Consider the following 23,039-nt stretch of genomic DNA (forward strand, 5'->3'; position numbering starts at 1 on the left):
TTTGAAGCAAATAATATATAGGGCTTAATTCTAGTTAAACTAATATTTTTTATGCGGCTTAATCTATTTAATATAAAACTTCTAATATGCTTAAAGTAAATGCAGCAGTTCTTACTAAACCTAACTCACCTTTGGTGATAAAACGTCTTGATTTGAGACCATTAGAATCGGGTCAGGTTCTTGTAAAAATACTTTATAGTGGCGTTTGTCGAAGTCAATTGATGGAGGTTCGTGGTCTCCGAGGCAAGGATAAATGGCTTCCTCATTTGCTGGGGCATGAAGGATCTGGAATTGTTATAGATACTGCTCTTGATGTTAAGAAATTTAGTAAAGGCGATGAGGTGATACTTTCGTGGATTAAAGCTAGTGGAATTGAGGCTAAAGGAGCATTGTATGATTCAGATAATGAGGTTATTAACTCTGGCAAAGTTACTACATTTAGTAATTACTCAGTAGTTTCTGAGAATAGACTAATTAGTAAACCTAAGAATTTAGAGTTTGACACTGCTATTCTATTTGGTTGCGCTCTTCCTACAGGCGCAGGAATGGTAATTAATGAAATTGATGTTAATAAAGATTCTTTAGTCATTGTTATTGGATTAGGAGGGATTGGTTTATCCGCTATAGCGATGTTAATAGCTTTAAATGTGAAAAAAATAATTGCAATTGATATTTCTACTAAAAAATTAGATTTAGTTAAGGGCTGGGGCGTTGGAAATGTCATCAATGCAAAAAATCCTAATCTTAAAAAGATAATTTATAGTATATTTCCAGACGGAGCAGATTTTTGTATTGAATCTGCAGGGAAAACATCAACTATTGAGCTTGGATTTTCATTGTTAGACATGCATAAAGGGAAATTACTATTCGCTTCGCATCCACCAGAAGGTGACAAAATTAGAATAGCTCCGCATGAACTTATTAGTGGAAAAAATATAGCTGGTAGCTGGGGAGGAGGTATTGATCCAGATCGAGATATGCCCATTTTGTTCCATAATTTTAATTCTTCTAGCTTTCCCTTAAATTCTTTATTGACCTCACCTTATTCGTTATTTGATATAAACAAAGCTTTAGATGATTTAGAGTCTGGAAAAGTTCTAAGGCCACTTATAAAAATGGAACATTAAATAAAAAATAAGTTTATCTTCTTAATATTTTTTAAAAATTCCTACGATACTTATTTGTATACCCCAATAGTTTTATTTATTCTATCATAGTGAGATTTTATTAAGCACGTCGTTGTAATTAAGACTACTATAAAAATTACACATAATATTCCCAGTTAATATTTTAGTTATTTAGAGCGTCCTATGAGGGATAAAACTTTACTTACTTTAAAAGCGCGGAAATATATTTAATTAAATCTATGTTATTCACTGTATTTTGGTTGCCTATAATCTGAACATCAATTGCTGCAGCTGTCGCGCCAATAAATACTGATATTTCAGTATTTATTCCACTACCTAGAAATATTGATGCAAGTGATAAAAAAGCATCTCCCGCACCAACCCTATCGATAACATTAGACGATAATGCAGGTACTTTAAAGCTGTGGTTTTCATCTACTTGATAAGTATGAAGACCATTAGATCCTTGTGTAACTGATATGAAATCAGCATTAAGCGACTTAGCGGTAATTTTACTCAAATAAGCTATTGAATCTTTACGATTATGCCTAGCTAGCCTTATTTCTGGCTCATTAAGTGAAATAAAGTTAGCAGATTTATATCGATTTACGACGTGATACCCTCTATTTCCACTGTTAATTTGTGTATTGACAGCTAAAAATTTAGATTTTCTTGAGATAACTTCAGTCATTGATTCAGTTATAAAGCCATTTCCATAATCTGGCACTACAACAATATCAAACTTTTCTAAATTCGATTCTAACCACTTTGTTAATTTAATATTTTCATCTTCGGATGCATTTTGCCCATCTGATGAATGATAAATTTCAAAAAATTTATCCATTTCATCGTCAACAAATCTCTCTTTAATAATAGTTTCTGATTCTTTAAAATTAAAAATCTCTTGAGTAATATTCGACATTAGATTATTAGTAATAAAGGTATTATAATTTTCTAAGTCAGAGTTACCTCCTAGCCCGGTAAATAAAGTTACATTATCGACAAAAGAACCAATATGATTGGCAACAGCAATAGACCCACCAGGGTAATCTTGAGAATATTTTTTACTTACAGATGTGTGAATTCCTTTTCCAGTTTGTCCTAATGGGGTTACAAAAGTATAGCGATCAATAATTGATTCACCAATAACTAAAACTTTTGATTTACGGACTGCATTAATTGATTCTAGGACTTCAGATAAAGTATGATTTAATTTAAAATTACTTATATATTCTTTTACTTCTGGAGTAAAGACCTCAAAACTACGATTTAATAAATTACTAGAGCTAAAAACTAGATCGTCAGTAAAAAAAACTTTACCTCGGTTAAGTTCAACAGCCTGTCGTTCTTTAGAAATCATTTTAGTAATATCATCGCCCTCTATTTCATATTCTTTTCCTTTAGCATATATATTGGGTTTAATTATTTTAATAGCTTCAATAGCACTGGGAAATGGACATACTGCAACATGATCTATAATTTCTAATGCAGCTAAACTTTCAGCTCTTAAATCCTCAGAAAATATTGGTCTATCAGGGCCCTTTCTACAAAATTCATTTGAGGTTAAAGTAACAATAAGAATATCCCCTTCTTTTTTTGCTTGTTGGAAATAACGTATATGCCCCAAATGTATTAAATCAAACATGCCATGGCAAAGCACAATGCTCTTTCCCTCTTTTTTGTAGTTTAATGAAATATTTTCTAGTTCATTTAAAGAGGTTATTTTTTGAGTAATCATGTGGTTCAATTAATTATTAAGTCTTGGTAGTGAGGTTATAGGATCAAATTTCTTTTATAGATTTATATAGCGACTTCATTAACATATGGCCAACTATTAATTGTAAATCTTCAGATATTTGCATATCGTTAATTTGAAAATGAATCGGATGATCTGCAATTTTCTTACACATACCACCATCAAACCCTAGAATAGAATAGGATTTCACACCGAGTACTTTAGCTTCATTGATTGCCGAAACAATATTGGGTGAATTTCCACTCCCAGACAGTGTAATAATAATATCATTTGGATTAGCTAATACTGCTAGTTGCTCTGAAAAAATACTATCATATCCAACATCATTTGCCAAACATGTTATGACTGAATTATTATCATTTAGTGAAATTGCTTTGAGGCCTCGACCTTTAGCTTTTGCAATGCCATAAATAAAATCATTTGCTAAATGAGAAGCATTGCCAGAACTGCCACCATTTCCACATAAGAAAACTTGGTTCCCACTCTGCCAACAAGTTAATAAATCTACTGCAAGTTTAGAGACTTGAGACCAGTCTGAACTCTCAAGAACTGACGTTAGTTTATTTGCGTAATCTGAAAAAAAGACATTTGACATAAAATTTTATTATCCAACGAGTTTATTTGTTTGCATCCATTTTAGATTATAAAACTTTTCTTCATCCTTTAATAAACCAGAATTAAATTTTTCAATAATTTCAATAATTGCATTTTCTACTTTTTTCTTTGGCTTGAAGCCAGTTGCAAGAATTTTATCAGAATTTACTCTATATGATCTTGGATCATTGGAGGCAGTAACTTCAATTTTTACAGGTAAGTGTTTAGTAACCATTTCTGCAATATCAAGAATGGATATATTTTCAAATCCAGCATTATAGACCCCAGTAATTTGTGGATTATCGATAAGATGAATATAAAGATCTGTTAAATCATCAATATGAATATTTGGCCTAACTTGATCGCCACCAAAAACAGTAATTTTCCCTTTGGATAAGGCATGCATTGTTAGTAAATTTACCGATACATCAAGCCTCATTCGATCAGAATATCCACAAACGGTAGCGGGACGGATTATTTGAACTACCATATCATTTTGATAACTTAGTAAAACTCTTTCAGCAACCATTTTAGTTTTATTATATTCAGAGATAGGTTCAAGCTCAAGATCTTCCGTTACCTGCTCTTCATCTTTTATTCCATAGACGCTTCCAGAAGATGCATAGATAAATCGCTTTACACCAACACGCTTTGCTTTATCTGCTAATTGCATTGTTGCAAGTGCGCTTACTTCCCACGTCAACTTTGGATTTAGATCTCCACATGGATCGTTAGCAATAGATGCTAAATGAATAATACATTCAACACCATTTAATGGGATCTCTTCAATGTTCCTTATATCACCTTTAATAATTGTAAGATTATCATGACCTTTAAGAAAGTTACCAAACCATTGAATATCAAAGCAAGTCACATGGTGGCCTTGATTTAAGAGCTTTGGAATTAAAACGTGACCTTTATAACCACAACCACCTGTAACTAATATTTTCATATGCCTAATTAAATTTATTGAGTGAAAAAATAGATTAAAAGATACCCTAATCAGTCTTTAATTAAAATATTTATCTAAATTTAGACTCTATTTCTTTGGAGGATTCATTTTTCATCAATTTTTTAGAACATCGTGAAAGAGTGATAACATTAGTGATAAAATTCAACTATACAATAAGTTAAGCTCTTAAAGCTAGTTATTTAAAATTAATTAATGTCTTTAGTATATCAAAATATAATTATATCAATTAAAAGAACAATTTCAGTTTTGATTTATTTTCCAATTGCTGCTATTTTTAAAATGCTATCTATTAAGACCCCTCACTTTTATGTTGATAGAATTGGACATTTATTAGCTGATCCAGATTCCTTTTTAAAAGAATACTATTTATTAAATGGGAGCTTTCCACGATGTTTTTTAATTGCCCCTAAGAGTCTTGATGGCCTTCCAATTAACCAAACAATGTTAGACTATTGGAAGAAATATTTTATTGTAATCCAAAACCCTTTTCTAGCAAGAATATTTCTGCCATTATGCTTCCATCCTTTATTAAAATCTGAGGAAAAATACGCTGCAACTCAGCATGATACTTCTAGCATATATGAAATTAATAATAAATGGGGGGACAGAGACCCTTTACTTAAAATTACAGCACAAGATTTTAAGGCTGGCCAAAATCTTTTAATGGAGATGGGATTAAAAGAGAATGACTGGTTTGTTTGTGTGCATGCTAGAGAAAGTGGGTTTGATAAAGACAAAGGAGGACATGTTGCAGATCATCGAAATATAGATATTGAAACTTTTATACCTTCAATACAATATATTATTGATCAAGGTGGAAAATGTATACGTATGGGCGATAGTTCAATGTCACCCTGCCCAAAGATAGATGGTTTAATTGATTATGCTAATAGCCCCTTCAAGTCAGACCTTATGGATGTTTTTCTATGTAGCGAATCGCTATTTTTTCTTGGCTCTAATTCTGGAATTATTGAAGTTTCTACTGGATTTGGAACGCCAGTAGCAATTACAAATATGAGTCCTTTATCATCATTACCTAGAGGAAGGAAAGATTTAAGTATTCCAATGATGCATTCTAAATCTGGTCAAAATGACTTACTTTCATTTTCAGAAATTATGAATAGTGACATAGCTCATTATAGAGAAGCAAATAATTTTAAAAAAGCTGGAATTAAGCTTATTCCAAATTCAAAAGAAGAAATCCTAGAGTTAGCAACCGAACAATTTCAAAAAGTTACTAATTCATTCATTCAGGATAAAGATAATAGATTGTTACAAAAAAAATATAAAAATTTATTTAAACCTGGACACTATGGCTTTGGATATGCGTCTCAAATTGGAGAGAAATTTCTTAAACGTTATTCAGACTTATTGCCCTAGATTATCTTGATGAATAAAACCTGATAAAAAAGCAGACAGCATAAAATAATTTTACTCATTTTGATCTTATTTTGCATTTTTTCCAATGCTTCATAATCTATTTTTTCTTGATATGCAATTATAAACCTTTGATAATTAGACGTACTCCATGCATAATCATAGTTCTAAGCATTACTAAAATTTTTCTTGGAAACGAAGTAATAAGGCTAAGATTTAACCTCACAACACCTAAGACCATAAAGAAAATTGCTGTTTTTTTAAAATTTAGGTATTTAAGTATCTCCAAATTGATACTCTTACATGGATATCGTAGAACTAAATTATGACGCATCGCTTGTGCTGCAGGATTGCATCCTATTTTTTCAAAATACTGGTGTAATAAAAAATGCTGAATAAACATCTCTTGCCCCCTATTTTTATTCCATAAGGCGGTCCTTCCAAGTGATATCGGAGGCATACCATGAACACCAACTACTCGGCCCGTTAATGCAATACTACCTTCTGAAGCGAGCAGACATATCAAAATAAATGCCTCATCCGGCATAATTTTCATTATTTTCGCGGACTCCTTATTTATAAAATAGTGCTCATAGTCGAGCTGTTTGAGCTTATTAAAGTTAAGCATAACTGAGCTTTTGTAAGGGTGAATTGAAGTGTAAAGATAGTCTCTCATGAAAGTAGCTCCATCTACATGATGATAATTACTATAATTTAGATTAAAAACAGTCTCTGGACTGTTTTCATAAACACTATTAGCAATACTCATAAAACAATTTGGTTGATCTTCAATAGCCTTTATGGAATCACAAAAAAAATTGAAATCGATTAACCAATCGTCATGATCTAATAAAACTAAATATTCCCCAGAAGCTTTACCTATAACAAATTGTAAATTCCAATAGTGGTTGAGATTATCTTTTTGCCTGAAATACTTTATATTTATTTCTGGATCAAATTTAGCTTTCTTCTCATCAACAAGATTCTTCAGGCTATTTGGAGAATTATCATCTGAGATAATTATTTCTATTGGTCGATAGGACTGCGACATTATAGAATCAATAGTTTTCTCAGTATATTCTGGTAGGTTATAAGCAGGTATGACGACTGAAATTAGCGGTTTATTCATAGTATTTCCTGTATTTTCTAATAAAGTTTCCGTAAACCAGACAACTGCTAATTCATGGGGTTATTTTTTATTTACTGATCATTTTTGTTGCTGCATCATAGACAAACTCTGGGCTTAAAGCATGCCTGCCAAAAAAAGCTCCCATGTTGAGTTGAGGCGCATTAATGAATGCCCTCATTAGGGTGACTTCAATACATATTCTATTATAAGTATTACCCGGTACTGCGCTATGTTCTAAATCCGAGTTTAGGAAGCATATAGAAGTTCCAGCAGGGTGATTATTAATCGAACTGCCCTCGCCCATGAAATAACCATACTCATCATTTAGCGGCGTGAGGTAAACCATTATCTTCATGTGGCCGGGCTCAAAACCATCATTATGCATAAGACTTGGCCCAAATTTAGATGAGTTCGCCTTAGTTGACCATGCACGAGTATTTACAAACATAAAAGGTGACTTAATGTAAGCCTTAAATGTATTTCTTAACTCTTTATGAAGTCTGCTTATCGTTTCTTGCATCGGATTAATTGAGTGAATTGGATGCACTATCAAATTACTGTCTAATTCTTGAATCACAGAATTTGCATGATTATCTATCAATAAATACTTATCATCTTTAGAATTCAGCAGGGTAGTGATTACTGATTCATCTCCGGTATCTTGAATTAATTTTTTTAGATCACGTAAAAGTTCATTACTTATTTTATCGACAACTAAGGGTTCTGGTGTACCATATTGCGTTTTGATAGCATCATCATGATTTTTAAATTTATTTGAAAAATTTATGCTGTTGGCATTTTGGGTTTTTAGATAAAGGAAGTTAAATACCCTATATATAAAAGCTTTTCGCCCTAGAGTTTTGTAAGCCAAAATCGCTCTCTTAATTAAATTCATTCAACTGTTACTGATTTTGCTAAATTCCTTGGCTTGTCTACGTCTGTCCCCTTAATAAGTGCAACATGATAGCTAAGTAATTGAAGAGGAATTGTAAAGATAATTGGAGCCGTAATTCTTCCTAGATTTGAGGTAACTGGGATTACTTCCATTGCATCCATGGCTTCTACTTTAGAGTTTGTATCTTCAAAGACAATCATTTGAGATCCTCTAGATTTTACTTCTTGTAAATTAGACTTTAATTTACCTAGAAGCTCATCATTTGGTGCAATTGCAATTACCGGCATGTCCCGGTCTATAAGTGCAATTGGGCCATGTTTTAATTCTCCTGCTGGGTATGCTTCAGCATGGATATAACTAATTTCTTTAAGTTTGAGAGCACCTTCCATGGCTATGGCGTGCATTGTGCCTCTACCTAGAAAAAGAGCGCTATTAGTATCCTTAAAGCGAATTGCTAAGTCCTTAATTTGTACTTCTTGGAGTAATGCCTCATTAACTAATCCTGGAAGGCGTTTTAATCCGTCAATAATTTTTTTTTCTTGTTTTTTATTAATTATATTTTTTAATTTACCAATAGTGCATGTTAAGAGCGCTAAAGAAACAAGCTGAGTAGTAAATGCTTTTGTACTTGCAACTCCAATTTCTGGCCCAGCATGAGTTAAAAAAGTTAAATCAGAAAGCCTGGTAAGGCTAGATTCTGCAGAATTTGTAATACAAAGAGTGCTAATATTGTTATTAATTATCTTAGCAGTTTTAAGGGCTTCAACTGTGTCTGCTGTTTCACCACTTTGTGACAGGGTGATAAAGAGGGTGTGATCTAAGAGCATAGGATGACGGTAGCGATATTCGCTTGCTACTTCTATATTGCAGGATATTTTGGCAATATCTTCTAGCCAATATTTTGCAACTAAGCCAGCATTAAAGCTCGTTCCACAGGCGACAATTTGAACTTGCTTGGCTTCTTTAAAAATAGTCTCAGCTTTATGCCCAAAAGCTGAAATCACAACAGAGTCCTTTGTAATACGAGACTCCAATGTGTCTCTAATTGCTTGAGGTTGTTCAAAAATTTCTTTTTGCATAAAATGGTCATAATTTCCTAAGTCAACCTGACCTTCTTTTAACTTGGAAATTGTGATTGGGCGATTGACCAAAATACCATCAAGATCATAGATAGTAATTTTATTTATTTTTATTTCTGCAATATCTCCTTCCTCCAGAATAATAAATTCTTTGGTTACAGATAAAAGTGCCATTTGATCTGACGCTATATAATTTCCATTTTTTCCAATTCCTATTATTAATGGAGATCCTTTTCTAGCAGCAATAATTTGATCTGGATATTTAGATGAAATTATTCCTAAGCCATAAGATCCTGAAAAAGATTTAATCGCCAGCTGAACAGATGAGATTAGGGTGTTGCATGATTTCATTGCAAAATCAATCGCATGAGCAATAACTTCAGTATCGGTCTCAGAAGTAAATGAGTAGCCTTTATTTAATTGATCATTTTTAAGATCGATATAATTTTCAATAATGCCATTATGGACCAAACTAACTGAATTCATTGATATATGGGGGTGTGCATTAGAAATAGAAGGCTCGCCATGAGTTGCCCAGCGCGTATGAGCAATTCCAATATTTCCTAAAATTTTCTGATCCCTTGCTTTTAAATTATCTTCAAGGTTTTTAACCTTACCAACTGACCTTGCCCGATCAAAAGTATTATTCTTTGATAGAACTATAAGTCCTGACGAGTCATAACCCCTATACTCTAAGCGGTTTAAACCTTCTAATAATAGTGCTGTAATATCATTATTTGTAACGCCACCAACAATTCCACACATAAGTACATATTAATACAATAATGATTAATATTATAGTTAATAATAAGTTTATGGAGCTATTGTAAATTAACTTTAAGTCATTTAGTTTTTAGCTACATTCTAGAAATTAAAGGGCTTCCGAGTTAAATCAACTTTTAGATTATAATAAAGTAAATAATGAAAGCAGATCTACATAATCATTCATACTATTCAGATGGCGTTCTTTCACCTACTGAGGTTGTTAGGCTTGCTAGCCAGGCTGGATGTGATTTATTTTCATTAACAGATCATGACACTACTGACGGAATTGCTGAAGCCCAATTAGAGGCGGATTCATTAAACTTAAACCTTGTTAATGGCGTTGAAATATCAGCACTTTGGCGAAATATGGCCATCCACATTCTAGGCTTAGGTGTCGATATTAATAATGACACTCTTCAAACTGGGCTAGAGCATAATCAAGAACTACGTAAAGAAAGAGCGGAAAAAATAGCTCTTGGACTTTGGCGCTCTGGAATTACAGGTGCACTAGAGAAGACTCAAGCCTTCAGCAAAACTAACATGTTGACCCGAACACATTTTGCACAAATGCTAGTTAGTGAGGGATATTGTAAAGATATGAAATCAGTATTTAGGCACTATCTGACAGGTAAGAAGCCCGGAGGAGTTGGTGTTCAGTGGGAGGGCTATGATGATGTTGTTAAATGGATTCATGCAGCTGGTGGAAAAGCTCTAATAGCCCACCCGCTTAGATATAGAATGACTAATACTAAAATTAAAAATATGCTAATTGATTTCAAAGATGTATTGGGTGATGGATTAGAGGTTGTGACTGGAACTAGTACTCAAGATGAGATTAATTTAAGCAGTCAATGGACTAAAGACTATAACTTACTTGCATCTTGTGGCTCTGACTTTCATGGATGGCCAAATCAAAGAGTGCGGATAGGTAATTTAAGAGATTTACCGGACCCTGAAAAGGCTATTTGGAGATACCTCTAATGTCAGCTGTTATAAGTATTCACTCTGAAAACCCTCAGTCACGATTCATTAAGCAGGTTATTGATGTTTTAGAAAGGGGAGGCGTTATAGCTTATCCAACAGATTCAGGTTACGCCTTGGGCTGTACCCTTGGAAATAAAAAAGCTATGGATCAAATTGTTAATATACGAAAGTTGAGTAAGCACCACCACTTTACTTTGATGCTAAAAGACTTGTCTCACGTTGGCGAATACGCAAAATTAAATAATGCAGGTTTTAGACTATTAAAAAAAATATTACCTGGCGCTTATACGTTTATTTTGGAAGGATCAAAAGATATTCCTAATCGTTTACTTAATGGAAAAAGTAAAACTATTGGCATCCGAGTATCAAATAATCCTATAGTTCAGGCAATACTCGAAAATTTGACTGAGCCTATGATGAGTGTTTCATTAATAATAAAGGGTTATGAATTTTATAATTGTAATGATGTTAAGGTTGCACTTAATGGTTCGACCGATCTTATAATTGATGCAGGCCATTGCCCGCCAGAGCCAACTACTGTAATTGACTTAACGGGTGATGGAGTTGTATTTTTAAGAGAGGGCGCCGGTAGTATTGATTTTTTAAATTAATCCAACTTGTTTTTGTAATGTAATTACAATATAATTACATTATGGCAAAAATAATTAAAATAGGCAACTCACAGGGAATAAGGATTCCTAAACCAATAATTGCGCTGGCTAATCTTGAAAATATAGAGCTAGATTTTGTTGTTCTAGACAGTGGTTTACTTATTACTCCCGATAAAAAAGCGCGTGTAGGGTGGACAAATAACATTAAACAAGATCAGTTAACTGCCACTTGGGAATGGCGAAAAAATCAATGAAACGTTTTGATGTTTGGCTAGTCATGAAAAATCCTGAACATGGCAGAGTGGTTGATAATCTTGGCTTATGCGCCATTGTCACTCCTGATGAATTAAATGATTTACCAAGCCTTATGGTTGCCCCAATGACGACTTCTAGTGAAGAGCTTCCAAGCAGAGTTGAATGTGAATTTGAAGGCTTAAAAGGGTATATTATGGTTGACCAGATTAGAGCTGTAGAAAAATTTTGCTTTATCAAAAAATTAGGTAAGCTTGAATTAGGTGTTCAGGTAAATCTATGTGGCTGTCTTCAAGAGTTTTTTGCCCTCTAATTGGCCCATGAGTATAATAATCTTTACTTTTAATAAATCAATTTTGAAATGAAAACTGATGAAATAAGACAGAAATTTTTAAGCTACTTCGAAAGCCATGGACATTCAATTCAGCAGAGCGCGTCTTTGGTGCCGCATAACGATAACACTTTGTTATTTGTTAATGCTGGGATGGTACCCTTTAAAGACATTTTTACTGGAGCGACAAAAAGCTCATTCAATCGTGCTGTATCATCTCAAAGGTGCGTTAGAGCAGGTGGAAAGCACAATGATTTAGATAATGTTGGTTATACAGCTCGCCATCACACATTTTTTGAAATGCTTGGTAATTTTAGCTTTGGCGATTATTTTAAAAGTGAGGCGATTCGCTTTGCCTGGGACTTTTTAACAGTAGAGCTTGGACTTCCAAAAGATAAGCTTTGGGTTAGCGTCTTTGAGGATGATGATGAGGCAGCTGATATTTGGGTCAACGAGATAGGCTTCCCTAGAGAGAGAATTTCACGCTGCGGTGCTAAAGATAATTTTTGGCAGATGGGTGATACGGGTCCATGCGGTCCATGCAGTGAGATTTTTTATGACCATGGTGAACATATACAGGGCGGCCCCCCAGGAACACCTGAGGAAGATGGTGACAGATTTATTGAGATTTGGAATTTGGTCTTTATGCAGTTTAATCGCCAGCAAGACGAAGAATTGGTACCCCTTAAGTCAACAGGAGTTGATACAGGAATGGGTCTTGAAAGATTAGCCGCTGTTTTGCAACACCAAAATAATAACTATGATATTGATATTTTTAAAGAGCTAACAAGCGCGATTGTAAATCTTACACCCAAGGCTCAAAAAATCCAAGCTAGCCATGCATCTGTTAGAGTAATTGCTGATCATATCCGCTCTACTGCATTTATGATTGTTGATGGCATCATTCCTTCTAACGAAGGCAGAGGCTACGTACTTCGAAGAATAATTCGAAGGGCAATAAGGCATGGTCATAAATTAGGAATTAAAGAAATATTTTTTTATAAACTCGCTTCATTCTTAGCAAGTCAAAATAAGAATGCCTATCCAGAATTGAGTGCTAATCAATCCCATGTTGAAAAAGTTCTCAAAAAGGAAGAAGACAGATTTATACAGACTTTAGACACGGGCATGGGAATTCTTGAATCAGCAATCGAGGGAATTTCTGGGAAAGAGATAAGCGGAGTGGTGGCCTTCAAACTTTACGACACTTATGGTTTCCCAGTTGACTTAACGGCAGACGTAGCAAGAGAGCGAGGCCTTAATGTCAATATGGACGGCTTTGAGACTGAAATGACGCTCCAGAAAGAGCGTGCCCGAAAAGCGGGTGATTTTGACTCTAAAAAATCCACGATAATCATCGAAAATTCAACTGAGTTTTTAGGTTATGTGCAATTAAAAAATAGCGCAATTATTAGCGCTATTATTAAAGACAATAAATCTGTAGATTCACTCAGTGAGGGTGAGCAAGCCATTGTGGTTATCGATAAAAGTAGCTTCTATGGCGAGTCTGGTGGTCAAAGTGGTGACCATGGGACTTTGTCAAAAAATGGTGCGCAATTTAAAGTTACTGATACTCAAAAGCAGGCTTCAAATGCATTTGAACATCATGGCATTCAAGCTAAAGGCGTGCTCCAAGTTGGAGATGCGGTTGAAGCAGCAATTGATCAAAATAGACGCAAGAAAATCATGAACAATCATTCAGCAACTCACCTTTTACATGAAGCTTTAAGGCAGGTTCTTGGTGATCAAGTAAATCAAAAAGGCTCTCTGGTTGAATCTGAAAAGCTACGATTTGATTTCTCACATGATGAGGTCGTATCAAGAGCTAATTTAGACAAAGTTGAGGCAATAGTTAATGAGCAAATTTTAGGCAACTCACAAGTGATCACTGAAGAGACTGATATCAAGACCGCTAAGAAGAAAGGCGCAATGGCTCTTTTTGGGGAGAAATATGGAGATTCAGTTAGGGTTCTTTCAATGGGCGATGATAATTTTTCTGTTGAGCTTTGTGGGGGCACCCATGTTCAAAGGCTAGGAGATATTGGTAGGTTTAAAGTTATTTCTGAGAGCGGCATTGCTGCTGGAGTTAGAAGAATAGAGGCAGTTACAGGGATTGACGCTTATCAGCTTGATAAAAAAAATGAAAATACTCTTAGTATGATTGCAAGTCTTACAAAATCAAGCAATTCAATGGCTTTAGATAAAGTGAAGCAGTTAATTAGTAATCAAAAAAACCTTGTGAAGCAGATAGCAGTTTTTCAGAAACAATTAGCAAGTGATCAAGGTGACTCACTTTTATCCAAAGCTATTGAAGTTAAAGGTGTTAAGGTTTTGGCCACTGAAGTTTTAGATATTCCTGCAAAAGATTTAAGAGATTTGGCAGATAAACTAAAAGATAAGCTTGGCTCAGCTATAGTTGTATTGGCAGTTGTTTCTGACAAAAAAGTGTCTCTTGTTGCAGCGGTTACAAAAAACCTGACGGATAAATACCAAGCGGGTAATATTTTGAACCATGTTGCTACTCAGGTTGGCGGTAAAGGTGGAGGCCGAGCGGATATGGCTCAAGGCGGTGGCACAGAGCCTGAAAAATTGCCAATGGCATTAAGTTCAATTAAAGATTTACTCTAAGCGGATTAATTAAGCCAAACATAATGCTAGATATAATTTTTTTATGATTTGGAAACAAATATCTTTTGAAGTTAAAAAATCTGAAACAGATCTTGTTTCAGAGGTTTTGATGGGTTTGGGAAGTGTATCAATATCCTACTCTGACGCTCTTGATGATGCAATTTATGAGCCTCCAGTTGGGCAAACTCCTTTGTGGGATACCGTTAAAGTAAATGCTTTATTTTCTTCAGAGGTAAATCAAAAATCTATTGAAACTTCAATTTCAGACATCTGTAATATTGTTGTTATAGATACTGAAACGCTTAAAGATAGAGTTTGGGAAGAGGAGTGCCAAAAAGATTTTCCTTCAATGCGCTTTGGTAAAAGACTTTGGGTTTGCCCTTCATGGGATACTGAATCTATCCTTTCAAATGACTCTATTGTAATTCATATGGATCCAGGGCTGGCTTTTGGAACTGGAACACATCAAACAACCAGTCTATGCCTCGAATATTTAGATTCAAATCCACCAAAAAATCTTAATGTTATTGATTTTGGTTGTGGTACTGGGATATTGGCAATAGCAGCTGCAAAGTTTGGTGCTAAAAGTGTTATCGCTATTGATAATGACCCTCAAGCGGTACTTTCAAGCAAAGAAAATGTAGCTAAAAATAAGTGTGAAAATACAATTACAACAATTCATTCAATAAACCAGGGGAATGATAGGAAATGTGATTTATTAATAGCTAATATTTTGGCCAATCCATTGGTTGAGTTGGAGCCATTATTTTCCGATTTAGTTCATACTAATGGAATGCTTCTACTATCTGGAATTTTAAAAGAACAAGTTGATAGGGTGGTTAAATACTATTCAATCAATTTTTCTAATATTGAAGTTGCCAATAAGGGTGAATGGTTTAGAATTTCCGGAAAAAGAAAATAAAAACCATCGTTAAATTTATCACAGCTGCCTAGCCACCACCAACTGCATTAATCACTTCAACCTTGTCTAGGTCTTTGAGTAGAAAAGAAGAATGATTAGATTTTGGAATAATTGATTCATTGATTTCGATTGCAATTCGCTGATTTTGATAACCTAGATGAACAATTAGATCTTCAATATTTGAATCTTCAGGGAGTGATATTTTTTCACCGTTTACTAGAATTTTCACAAATGCACTGAATTGTTATAAGCAAGTTCATTATAACATTGGAATATAAAATTCAGGATAAGTTAACCTTAAACACATGGTAAAATTTCTCAAGTTTTCTGACCTCTACCAGGAGTAAAGTTTTGCCTCAAACTGCCATATTAGCACTCGAAGATGGTACTGTTTTCTGGGGAGAATCTATTGGATCTATTGGCGAAACAGTTGGCGAGGTGGTCTTTAATACTGCAATGACGGGGTATCAAGAAATACTAACTGACCCATCTTACAATCAACAAATCGTTGCACTCACTTATCCTCATATTGGTAATACTGGAATAAATATAGTTGATGAAGAATCATCAAGTGTCTATGCTGCTGGATTAATTATTAGAAACTTACCACTTGCTTATAGCAATTGGCGCTCTGAGATGAGTCTTGATAACTACCTATTGAGTAATAATATAGTTGCAATTTCAAATATTGATACTAGAGCTTTGACTCGCCACCTAAGAACACATGGCGCCCTTAAAGGCTGCATAATGGCCTCTAATAAAATAGATTCGAATAAGGCCATTCAAAAAGCAAAAGATTTTTCTGGTCTTAAAAATATGGATTTGGCTAAAGTGGTATCCACTCCTAAAACTTACTCCTTTAATCAAGGATCTTTCAACATAAAAAATTCTACTTTTAACAAGACATCTTCAAAATTTAAAGTTGCAGTCTATGACTATGGAGCCAAGAAAAATATTTTAAGAATGTTGGTTGATAGAGGTTGTGAGCTTACAGTCTTTAATGCAAAGGCTCCTCTTGAGGACTTACTAGCAACAAATCCTGATGGTGTTTTTCTTTCAAATGGTCCTGGAGATCCTGAGCCATGCGATTATGCGATTACAAGTATTAAACAATTATTAGAAAAAAATATTCCAATTTTTGGAATATGCCTAGGTCACCAACTTTTATCAATTGCGTCTGGGGCTAATACAGAGAAAATGAAATTTGGTCATCATGGGGCAAACCATCCAGTCCAAGACCTTAAATCAAAAAAAGTGATGATCACCTCCCAAAATCATGGCTTTGCGGTTTCAGAAAAGGGCATTCCAGATAATATTGAAGTAAGTCATAGATCATTGTTTGATAAAAGCATTCAAGGTATAAGGGTAAAGAATAAACCTGCCTATAGCTTTCAAGGTCATCCCGAAGCATCACCTGGGCCCCATGACGTAAGTTACCTGTTCGATGAATTTATAGGACTCATGGCAAAATGAAATTAAACCTTAAATCTGAATAAAGATGCCTAAAAGACAAGACATAAAAAGTATTTTAATTATTGGAGCAGGGCCAATTGTTATTGGACAAGCCTGTGAGTTTGATTATTCTGGTGCACAAGCATGTAAGGCTCTTCGAGAAGAGGGATATCGAGTAATTTTGGTAAATTCAAATCCTGCAACCATTATGACTGATCCTAAAATGGCTGACGCGACTTATATCGAGCCAATCGAGTGGAGGACAGTTGAAAAAATTATTGAAAAAGAAAAGCCTGATGCCTTGCTACCAACTATGGGTGGCCAGACAGCACTTAATTGTGCATTAGATCTGGATCGTCATGGCGTATTAGAAAAGCATAATGTTGAGATGATTGGTGCAAATAAAGAGGCCATTGATAAGGCAGAAGATAGAGAATTATTTCGCCAAGCCATGTTAAAAATTGGCCTTGATATGCCAAAGGCAGCCATTGCGCATACTATTGATGAAGCTCTTAAGGTTCAAGAGCAAGTTGGCTATCCAACCATTATTAGGCCGTCATTTACAATGGGCGGGTCTGGTGGTGGAATTGCTTACAATAAAGAGCAATTTATAGAAATATGTCAGCGAGGACTTGATTTATCACCGACTAATGAACTCTTAATTGAAGAATCAATCTTAGGTTGGAAAGAGTTTGAAATGGAGGTTGTTAGAGATAGTAAGGATAACTGTATTATCATTTGCGCTATTGAGAATTTTGACCCAATGGGAATCCATACAGGTGACTCAATCACAGTTGCTCCAGCTCAAACTTTGACTGATAAAGAATACCAAGTAATGCGAAACGCTTCACTTATGGTTCTTAGGGAAATTGGAGTTGACACAGGAGGCTCTAATGTTCAATTTGCTGTCAACCCTGAGAATGGAAGGCTAACAATCATTGAGATGAATCCGAGAGTTTCTAGATCGTCAGCACTTGCATCAAAGGCAACTGGATTTCCTATTGCAAAAGTAGCTGCTAAATTAGCAGTTGGGTTCACACTAGATGAATTAGATAATGATATTACAGGCGGTAAAACACCTGCATCATTTGAGCCATCTATTGATTATGTTGTTACAAAAATCCCAAGATTTGCTTTTGAAAAATTTCCTCAAGCCGATGACCGACTTACAACTCAAATGAAGTCTGTAGGCGAGGTGATGGCAATGGGCTCAACTTTTCAGGAGTCTTTTCAAAAAGCCATAAGAGGTCTTGAGACAGACAAATCAGGTTTAGACCCAATTGTAGATATTAATGCTGAAGATGCTAAGGGAAAAATTAGAAGTGAGCTTTTGTCTGCTGGAGCAGATAGAATATTTTATTTAGCTGATGCATTTAGGATGGGTATGAGCTTAAAAGATGCATTTGATCTTTCTAAAATTGACCCTTGGTTTTTATCCCAAGTAGAAGATCTTGTCCTATCAGAAAAAAGAATTGAAGGCTCTGATTTAGGCAAACTTAGCTCTGAAACAATATATAAATTAAAGCAAAAAGGTTTTTCGGATAAACGATTATCTGATCTGCTTCAATGCACTGAAGAAGTTTTTAGAGATAAAAGATTATCTTTAGATATCAAGCCAGTTTTTAAGAGAGTGGATAGTTGTGCTGCAGAGTTTGATACACAAACGGCTTATCTATATTCCACCTATCAGTCTGAGTGTGAGGCAAAGCCAACAAATAATAAAAAGATTATGATTTTAGGCGGCGGTCCAAATAGAATTGGACAAGGCATAGAGTTCGATTATTGCTGTGTTCATGCCTCCTTAGCCCTTCAAAAAGATGGATTTGAAACTATTATGGTTAACTGTAATCCTGAAACTGTATCTACGGATTATGATGTTTCGGATCGGTTATATTTTGAGCCACTAACACTTGAAGACGTTTTGGCAGTAATAGACATTGAGAGGCCCGAAGGTGTTATTGTTCATTACGGTGGACAAACCCCGCTCAAGCTTGCTGCAGCTCTGGAAAAAAGTGGGGCAAAAATTATAGGAACTAGTCCAGACTCGATTGATCTGGCTGAAGATAGAGAACGCTTTCAAAAAATGATTCAAAAACTAAGCCTTAAGCAGCCTGTTAATGGAACTGCCCGATCACAAGAGGAAGCAGCAGAGATTGCAGATTCTATTGGATTCCCTCTGGTTGTTAGGCCTTCATACGTTCTAGGTGGCCGCGCAATGGAGATTGTGTATAACAAGGAAAATTTAGAGCGTTATATGAAAACTGCAGTTCAAGTTTCTAATGATTCTCCAGTATTGCTAGATTCATTTTTAGATCATGCAATCGAAGTTGATATTGATGTAATAAGTGACGGCAAAGATATTGTTATTGGCGGAATTATGGAGCATATTGAGCAGGCGGGAATTCATTCTGGAGACTCTGCATGCTCATTACCGCCGCATTCACTTCCTGATGATGTTCTTGATGAGATGAGAAAGCAAGTTAAGCTAATGGCTAAGGAGCTTAATGTAATTGGTTTAATGAATACTCAGCTTGCATATCAAGATGGTGAGATTTACGTAATTGAAGTAAACCCAAGAGCTTCTAGAACTGTTCCATTTGTTTCTAAAGCAACTGGCGCTCCAATTGCAAATATTGCAGCACGTGTAATGGCTGGAATATCCTTGGAAGAGCAAAACTTTACATCAGAGATCATTCCCAAGCATTACTCAGTTAAAGAATCAGTTTTTCCATTTAATAAATTTCTAGGAGTCGATCCATTTTTAGGCCCAGAAATGAGATCAACTGGAGAGGTCATGGGAGTTGGTCCAGATTTCCCTTCAGCATTTGATAAGGCATTTCTTGCAGCAGGCGATATAATTCCTACTAGTGGCAAAGTGTTAGTAAGTCTTCGAACTCTTGATAGGGAAAGGCTTGTGGAGTTAGGACAAAGACTAATTAATCACAATTTTGAAATTGTTGCAACACGCACAAATCAAGAAATTCTCAAACAAGCTGGCCTTGAATGTACAATGGTTAATAAAGTTTCAGAGGGTTCGCCGCATATTGTTGATGCGATTAAAAATGATGAAATCAGTTTAATTATTAATTCAACTGATGATTCACAAGGATTAGAAGATGCCTCAGTTATTCGTTGTCAAGCATTGATTCATAAGATTCCATGTACGACAACAGTTGCAGCAGCTTTTGCTATGCTTGATGGTTTAATGTCTCCAAATAAACTTGAAGTTCGCTCTTTACAATCAATTCACAAATAAATTTTATGGACACAATACCTATAACAGTTAGTGGAGCCAAAGCTCTTGAAGTTGAGCTACTAAGACTTAAAGATGAAGAGCGCCCAAGAATAGTAAGTGACATTGCTACGGCCAGAGAACATGGTGATTTAAAAGAGAATGCTGAATATCACGCTGCTAAAGAAGAACAAGGCTTCATTGAAGGAAGAATTCAAGATATTGGATCTAAGTTATCTCGATTACAAGTCATAGATGTTAGGCAGCTTAACCAGGATGGCCGTTGTGTATTTGGAACCACAGTTAAACTTTTGAATCTTTCTGATGATACTGAAACTACTTACCAAATTGTTGGAGAAGACGAAGCTGATATTGAGCTTGGTAAAATTTCTTGTCATTCACCAATAGCTAATGCTCTATTTGGAAATGAAGAGGGCGATGAGGTCACTGTTAAGGCTCCTAAAGGTGACATTCTTTATGAAATTCTTGAAGTTCTTTATATATAGTTTAATTCATCTTTTAGCTCTCTAGTTATTTCAGTTTTTTCCTCATATTTTTTTTTCAATTCTGTGTAGAATTGTTGTATTCTTTTATTTAATTACAATTAATGGAGTTATAAAATGCCAGGTTTATTACCAAATATTGATCCTGATGGACTCTTAGAATACTCAGTAGTCTATACGGATAGATCGCTTAATCACATGTCTAATTCATTCCAAAGCGTAATGAATGAGGTTTCTGCATCACTAAAGAAGGTCTACAGCGCTGAAGCAGTTGTTTTAGTTCCTGGCGGAGGCACCTATGCAATGGAAGCTGTAGCTCGACAATTTGCAACTGATAAAAGTTGTTTAGTTTTGAGAAACGGATGGTTTAGCTATCGCTGGTCACAGATTCTTGAAATGGGCGATATTCCTTCTGAGCAAGTAGTCTTAAAAGCTAGCAAAATCACTGATGGATCTCAAGCTCCATTTGCTCCTGTAGATGTTAATGAAGTTGTAAATCAAATTAAAAGTCAAAAACCAGTTATGGTTTTTGCACCTCATGTAGAAACATCGGCCGGAATTATTCTTCCTGATGACTATATTCAAACTGTTGCAGAAGCGGTTCACTCAGTTGGTGGAATGTTTGTTCTAGACTGCATTGCTTCAGGCGCTATATGGATCGATATGAAGAAACTTGGAGTTGATATTTTAGTGAGTGCACCTCAAAAAGGTTGGAGTGCATCGCCATCATTTGGAATGGTAATGCTTTCATCAAATGCCTCTAAAAAGATACATGAGACACAAAGTACAAGCTACTCATGTGACCTTCTTAAGTGGCTTCAGATTATGCAGGCCTATGAAAATGGTGGGCATGCTTATCATGCGACAATGCCTACAGATGCAATTAAGCACTTTCGAGATACCATTAATGAAACTGCTGAATTTGGTTTTGATACTGCGCGTCAAAAACAACAAGAGCTTGGAGATAGAGTAAGAGGGCTACTAAGTAAATATAATTTTATTAGTGTTGCAGCTGATGGCTTTCTTGCTCCAGGAGTTGTTGTGAGTTATACCTCTGATAAAGAAATACACAATGGTGCAAAATTTAAAGATATGGGCATGCAAATTGCAGCTGGCGTTCCTCTAAAGTGTGATGAAGGAGATGATTATCAAACATTCAGACTTGGTTTGTTTGGACTAGATAAACTTAAAGATGTTGATGCTGCTGTGGACAGGCTTGAGGTTGCCTTTAAACAATTAATGGCATAATGAGAGTAGAGAGTCTAAAAATAAATGATAAAGAACAATGGTGTAAACTTTATCAAGGTTATGCTGACTTTTATAAAATGCCAATGAATGATGATATTCTTGATACAGTCTGGTCATGGATATTTGATGAAGAAAATAAGTTTTATGCTATTGGCGCTAGATCTTCTCAGGGAAATTTAGTTGGTTTTATGCATTTTAGAGAAATGCCATCTCCATTAAGGGGCACACTAATTGGTTTTTTAGACGACTTATATGTTCATCCAGATCATAGGGGGTCTGGTGTAGTTCAGTCTTTATTTAAAGAACTTAAATCACTTGCTGAAAAGAAAGATTGGCCGTATGTTAGGTGGATTACTGCAAGTGATAATCATAGGGCGCGAGCAGTTTATGATAAGATTTCAGTAACAATCGATTTTGTAACTTATCAAATGCAGTCAAAATAGTTTCAAGGACTTATTTATGAAATTTGGTGAAATTGTAAATAATTTTTCAGAGCCTCCACATCCAAGAGGCATCTCAATTGAAGGAAAATTGGTTAGTCTAAAGCCTTTGATTGCAGACAAGTTTTCTAAAGAGCTTTTTTTGTCTAATGCATTAGATAAGGTGAATATTAACTGGGCTTATCTTCCCTATGGTCCCTTTAAAGCTGAGCCTGAATATCATAAATGGATAGAATCATTTGAAAAAAAAGACGATCCTGTCTTTTTTGCAATTATTAGTAAAAAACTCAATATAGCGATTGGTATTGCAAGTTATTTAAGAATTAATCCAGCTGATGGTTTAATTGAAGTGGGTCATATAAACTATTCCCCACTTCTTCAAAGAACGACTGAAGCAACTGAAGCAATGTTTTTAATGATGAAGTGGGCATTTGATAATGGCTATAGAAGATATGAGTGGAAGTGTAATGCTCTTAATCTAAGATCACGTAACTCAGCTCAAAGACTCGGTTTTTCATACGAAGGCGTTTTTAGGCAAATGGCTATCGTAAAGGGTCAAAATCGTGATACGGCTTGGTTTGCAATTATTGATAAGGATTGGGAAAAAGTTGAAGATTGCTTTAAGAAGTACCTATCCAGTAGCAATTTTGATAAACAAGGGTTGCCAATAGTCTCACTTTCAGCTTTAACAAAGCCCCTGCTATACAAGCTAGACAATCTTGATTGCTCGTAAACTTTAGT

Annotated in this window: 21 protein-coding genes; 14 read left to right on the top strand and 7 right to left on the bottom strand. The window is 35.1% G+C overall.

Annotation, left to right across the window (positions count from 1 at the left end; genetic code table 11):
- The first annotated feature begins 86 nt into the window (after window positions 1-86).
- Window positions 87-1,127 carry a zinc-binding dehydrogenase gene (locus ABXT69_RS01975; protein WP_416678724.1) on the top strand — a complete coding sequence of 347 codons (1,041 nt, stop codon included), beginning with the start codon at window positions 87-89 and terminating at the stop codon, window positions 1,125-1,127.
- 202 nt (window positions 1,128-1,329) lie between these two features.
- Here the strand turns inward: ABXT69_RS01975 and ABXT69_RS01980 are convergent, their stop codons facing one another.
- The 3 genes from ABXT69_RS01980 to ABXT69_RS01990 are packed head-to-tail and all read right to left on the bottom strand — an operon-like array spanning window position 1,330 to window position 4,429.
- On the bottom strand, window positions 1,330-2,865 hold the full coding sequence (locus ABXT69_RS01980; protein ID WP_416678727.1) for a PfkB family carbohydrate kinase: 1,536 nt from the start codon (window positions 2,863-2,865) through the stop codon (window positions 1,330-1,332).
- Between the two features lie 43 nt (window positions 2,866-2,908).
- The gene (locus tag ABXT69_RS01985; protein WP_416678728.1) at window positions 2,909-3,478 is read right to left on the bottom strand and encodes an SIS domain-containing protein; all 570 of its coding nucleotides are present in this window, start codon (window positions 3,476-3,478) and stop codon (window positions 2,909-2,911) included.
- 9 nt (window positions 3,479-3,487) lie between these two features.
- On the bottom strand, window positions 3,488-4,429 hold the full coding sequence (locus ABXT69_RS01990) for an NAD-dependent epimerase/dehydratase family protein (protein WP_416678731.1): 942 nt from the start codon (window positions 4,427-4,429) through the stop codon (window positions 3,488-3,490).
- Between the two features lie 213 nt (window positions 4,430-4,642).
- Between ABXT69_RS01990 and ABXT69_RS01995 the strand changes: the two genes are divergently transcribed.
- Window positions 4,643-5,830, top strand: a complete 1,188-nt coding sequence (locus ABXT69_RS01995; RefSeq protein ID WP_416678733.1) for a TIGR04372 family glycosyltransferase — start codon at window positions 4,643-4,645, stop codon at window positions 5,828-5,830.
- Window positions 5,831-5,948: 118 nt separating this feature from the next.
- Here ABXT69_RS01995 and ABXT69_RS02000 read toward each other — a convergent pair whose 3' ends face one another.
- The 3 genes from ABXT69_RS02000 to glmS form a co-directional block, all read right to left on the bottom strand.
- Window positions 5,949-6,956, bottom strand: a complete 1,008-nt coding sequence (locus ABXT69_RS02000; RefSeq protein WP_416678735.1) for a glycosyltransferase family 2 protein — start codon at window positions 6,954-6,956, stop codon at window positions 5,949-5,951.
- Window positions 6,957-7,023: 67 nt separating this feature from the next.
- Window positions 7,024-7,851: a hypothetical protein gene (locus tag ABXT69_RS02005; protein ID WP_416678738.1), complete on the bottom strand. Its 828-nt coding sequence runs from the start codon at window positions 7,849-7,851 to the stop codon at window positions 7,024-7,026.
- A complete protein-coding gene (gene glmS, locus ABXT69_RS02010) occupies window positions 7,848-9,695 on the bottom strand; it encodes a glutamine--fructose-6-phosphate transaminase (isomerizing) (protein ID WP_416678741.1) in 1,848 nt (615 codons plus the stop codon). The genes ABXT69_RS02005 and glmS overlap by 4 nt, the downstream gene beginning before the upstream one ends.
- 156 nt (window positions 9,696-9,851) lie before the next feature.
- Between glmS and ABXT69_RS02015 the strand changes: the two genes are divergently transcribed.
- The 6 genes from ABXT69_RS02015 to prmA are packed head-to-tail and all read left to right on the top strand — an operon-like array spanning window position 9,852 to window position 15,423.
- Complete coding sequence (locus ABXT69_RS02015) at window positions 9,852-10,676, top strand: PHP domain-containing protein (RefSeq protein WP_416678742.1); 825 nt, start codon at window positions 9,852-9,854, stop codon at window positions 10,674-10,676.
- The gene (locus ABXT69_RS02020) at window positions 10,676-11,290 is read left to right on the top strand and encodes an L-threonylcarbamoyladenylate synthase (RefSeq protein ID WP_416678744.1); all 615 of its coding nucleotides are present in this window, start codon (window positions 10,676-10,678) and stop codon (window positions 11,288-11,290) included. Before ABXT69_RS02015 ends, ABXT69_RS02020 begins: the two co-directional genes overlap by 1 nt.
- Window positions 11,291-11,331: 41 nt before the next feature.
- Window positions 11,332-11,544, top strand: coding sequence for an AbrB/MazE/SpoVT family DNA-binding domain-containing protein (locus ABXT69_RS02025; RefSeq protein ID WP_416678745.1), 213 nt, complete (start codon window positions 11,332-11,334; stop codon window positions 11,542-11,544).
- Window positions 11,526-11,855, top strand: coding sequence for a type II toxin-antitoxin system PemK/MazF family toxin (locus ABXT69_RS02030; protein ID WP_416678748.1), 330 nt, complete (start codon window positions 11,526-11,528; stop codon window positions 11,853-11,855). Before ABXT69_RS02025 ends, ABXT69_RS02030 begins: the two co-directional genes overlap by 19 nt.
- A 48-nt stretch (window positions 11,856-11,903) precedes the next feature.
- Window positions 11,904-14,501, top strand: a complete 2,598-nt coding sequence (alaS, locus tag ABXT69_RS02035) for an alanine--tRNA ligase (RefSeq protein WP_416678749.1) — start codon at window positions 11,904-11,906, stop codon at window positions 14,499-14,501.
- A gap of 43 nt (window positions 14,502-14,544) precedes the next feature.
- On the top strand, window positions 14,545-15,423 hold the full coding sequence (gene prmA, locus ABXT69_RS02040; RefSeq protein ID WP_416678751.1) for a 50S ribosomal protein L11 methyltransferase: 879 nt from the start codon (window positions 14,545-14,547) through the stop codon (window positions 15,421-15,423).
- A 28-nt stretch (window positions 15,424-15,451) separates the two neighbouring features.
- On the opposite strand, the gene thiS is transcribed toward prmA, so the two are convergent.
- Window positions 15,452-15,652 (bottom strand): sulfur carrier protein ThiS, encoded by a 201-nt coding sequence (gene thiS / locus ABXT69_RS02045; RefSeq protein WP_416678753.1) that lies wholly within the window; start codon window positions 15,650-15,652, stop codon window positions 15,452-15,454.
- 122 nt (window positions 15,653-15,774) lie between these two features.
- Between thiS and carA the strand changes: the two genes are divergently transcribed.
- From carA to ABXT69_RS02075, 6 genes are all read left to right on the top strand, one after another.
- Window positions 15,775-16,896 carry a glutamine-hydrolyzing carbamoyl-phosphate synthase small subunit gene (gene carA / locus ABXT69_RS02050; protein WP_416678755.1) on the top strand — a complete coding sequence of 374 codons (1,122 nt, stop codon included), beginning with the start codon at window positions 15,775-15,777 and terminating at the stop codon, window positions 16,894-16,896.
- 25 nt (window positions 16,897-16,921) lie between these two features.
- The gene (gene carB / locus ABXT69_RS02055) at window positions 16,922-20,131 is read left to right on the top strand and encodes a carbamoyl-phosphate synthase large subunit (protein WP_416678757.1); all 3,210 of its coding nucleotides are present in this window, start codon (window positions 16,922-16,924) and stop codon (window positions 20,129-20,131) included.
- A 5-nt stretch (window positions 20,132-20,136) separates the two neighbouring features.
- Window positions 20,137-20,613 carry a transcription elongation factor GreA gene (greA, locus tag ABXT69_RS02060; RefSeq protein ID WP_416678758.1) on the top strand — a complete coding sequence of 159 codons (477 nt, stop codon included), beginning with the start codon at window positions 20,137-20,139 and terminating at the stop codon, window positions 20,611-20,613.
- Window positions 20,614-20,727: 114 nt separating this feature from the next.
- Entirely contained in the window at window positions 20,728-21,858 is a 1,131-nt protein-coding gene (locus ABXT69_RS02065) for an aminotransferase class V-fold PLP-dependent enzyme (RefSeq protein WP_416678759.1), read from the top strand.
- Window positions 21,858-22,301, top strand: a complete 444-nt coding sequence (locus tag ABXT69_RS02070; protein ID WP_416678761.1) for a GNAT family N-acetyltransferase — start codon at window positions 21,858-21,860, stop codon at window positions 22,299-22,301. Before ABXT69_RS02065 ends, ABXT69_RS02070 begins: the two co-directional genes overlap by 1 nt.
- 16 nt (window positions 22,302-22,317) lie before the next feature.
- A complete protein-coding gene (locus ABXT69_RS02075; RefSeq protein WP_416678763.1) occupies window positions 22,318-23,031 on the top strand; it encodes a GNAT family N-acetyltransferase in 714 nt (237 codons plus the stop codon).
- Window positions 23,032-23,039 lie beyond the last annotated feature (8 nt).

The sequence above is a fragment of the Candidatus Pseudothioglobus sp. Uisw_016 genome, from assembly GCF_048087635.1.
GTDB lineage: Bacteria > Pseudomonadota > Gammaproteobacteria > PS1 > Pseudothioglobaceae > Pseudothioglobus.

Excerpts from the sequence above, each read along its gene's own strand:
- ABXT69_RS01975 (WP_416678724.1), top strand. The coding sequence starts at position 87 with ATGCTTAAAGTAAATGCAGCAGTTCTTACTAAACCTAACTCACCTTTG.
- ABXT69_RS01980 (WP_416678727.1), bottom strand. The coding sequence starts at position 2,865 with ATGATTACTCAAAAAATAACCTCTTTAAATGAACTAGAAAATATTTCA.
- ABXT69_RS01985 (WP_416678728.1), bottom strand. The coding sequence starts at position 3,478 with ATGTCAAATGTCTTTTTTTCAGATTACGCAAATAAACTAACGTCAGTT.
- ABXT69_RS01990 (WP_416678731.1), bottom strand. The coding sequence starts at position 4,429 with ATGAAAATATTAGTTACAGGTGGTTGTGGTTATAAAGGTCACGTTTTA.
- ABXT69_RS01995 (WP_416678733.1), top strand. The coding sequence starts at position 4,643 with ATGTCTTTAGTATATCAAAATATAATTATATCAATTAAAAGAACAATT.
- ABXT69_RS02000 (WP_416678735.1), bottom strand. The coding sequence starts at position 6,956 with ATGAATAAACCGCTAATTTCAGTCGTCATACCTGCTTATAACCTACCA.
- ABXT69_RS02005 (WP_416678738.1), bottom strand. The coding sequence starts at position 7,851 with ATGAATTTAATTAAGAGAGCGATTTTGGCTTACAAAACTCTAGGGCGA.
- glmS (WP_416678741.1), bottom strand. The coding sequence starts at position 9,695 with ATGTGTGGAATTGTTGGTGGCGTTACAAATAATGATATTACAGCACTA.
- ABXT69_RS02015 (WP_416678742.1), top strand. The coding sequence starts at position 9,852 with ATGAAAGCAGATCTACATAATCATTCATACTATTCAGATGGCGTTCTT.
- ABXT69_RS02020 (WP_416678744.1), top strand. The coding sequence starts at position 10,676 with ATGTCAGCTGTTATAAGTATTCACTCTGAAAACCCTCAGTCACGATTC.
- ABXT69_RS02025 (WP_416678745.1), top strand. The coding sequence starts at position 11,332 with ATGGCAAAAATAATTAAAATAGGCAACTCACAGGGAATAAGGATTCCT.
- ABXT69_RS02030 (WP_416678748.1), top strand. The coding sequence starts at position 11,526 with ATGGCGAAAAAATCAATGAAACGTTTTGATGTTTGGCTAGTCATGAAA.
- alaS (WP_416678749.1), top strand. The coding sequence starts at position 11,904 with ATGAAAACTGATGAAATAAGACAGAAATTTTTAAGCTACTTCGAAAGC.
- prmA (WP_416678751.1), top strand. The coding sequence starts at position 14,545 with ATGATTTGGAAACAAATATCTTTTGAAGTTAAAAAATCTGAAACAGAT.
- carB (WP_416678757.1), top strand. The coding sequence starts at position 16,922 with ATGCCTAAAAGACAAGACATAAAAAGTATTTTAATTATTGGAGCAGGG.
- greA (WP_416678758.1), top strand. The coding sequence starts at position 20,137 with ATGGACACAATACCTATAACAGTTAGTGGAGCCAAAGCTCTTGAAGTT.
- ABXT69_RS02065 (WP_416678759.1), top strand. The coding sequence starts at position 20,728 with ATGCCAGGTTTATTACCAAATATTGATCCTGATGGACTCTTAGAATAC.
- ABXT69_RS02070 (WP_416678761.1), top strand. The coding sequence starts at position 21,858 with ATGAGAGTAGAGAGTCTAAAAATAAATGATAAAGAACAATGGTGTAAA.
- ABXT69_RS02075 (WP_416678763.1), top strand. The coding sequence starts at position 22,318 with ATGAAATTTGGTGAAATTGTAAATAATTTTTCAGAGCCTCCACATCCA.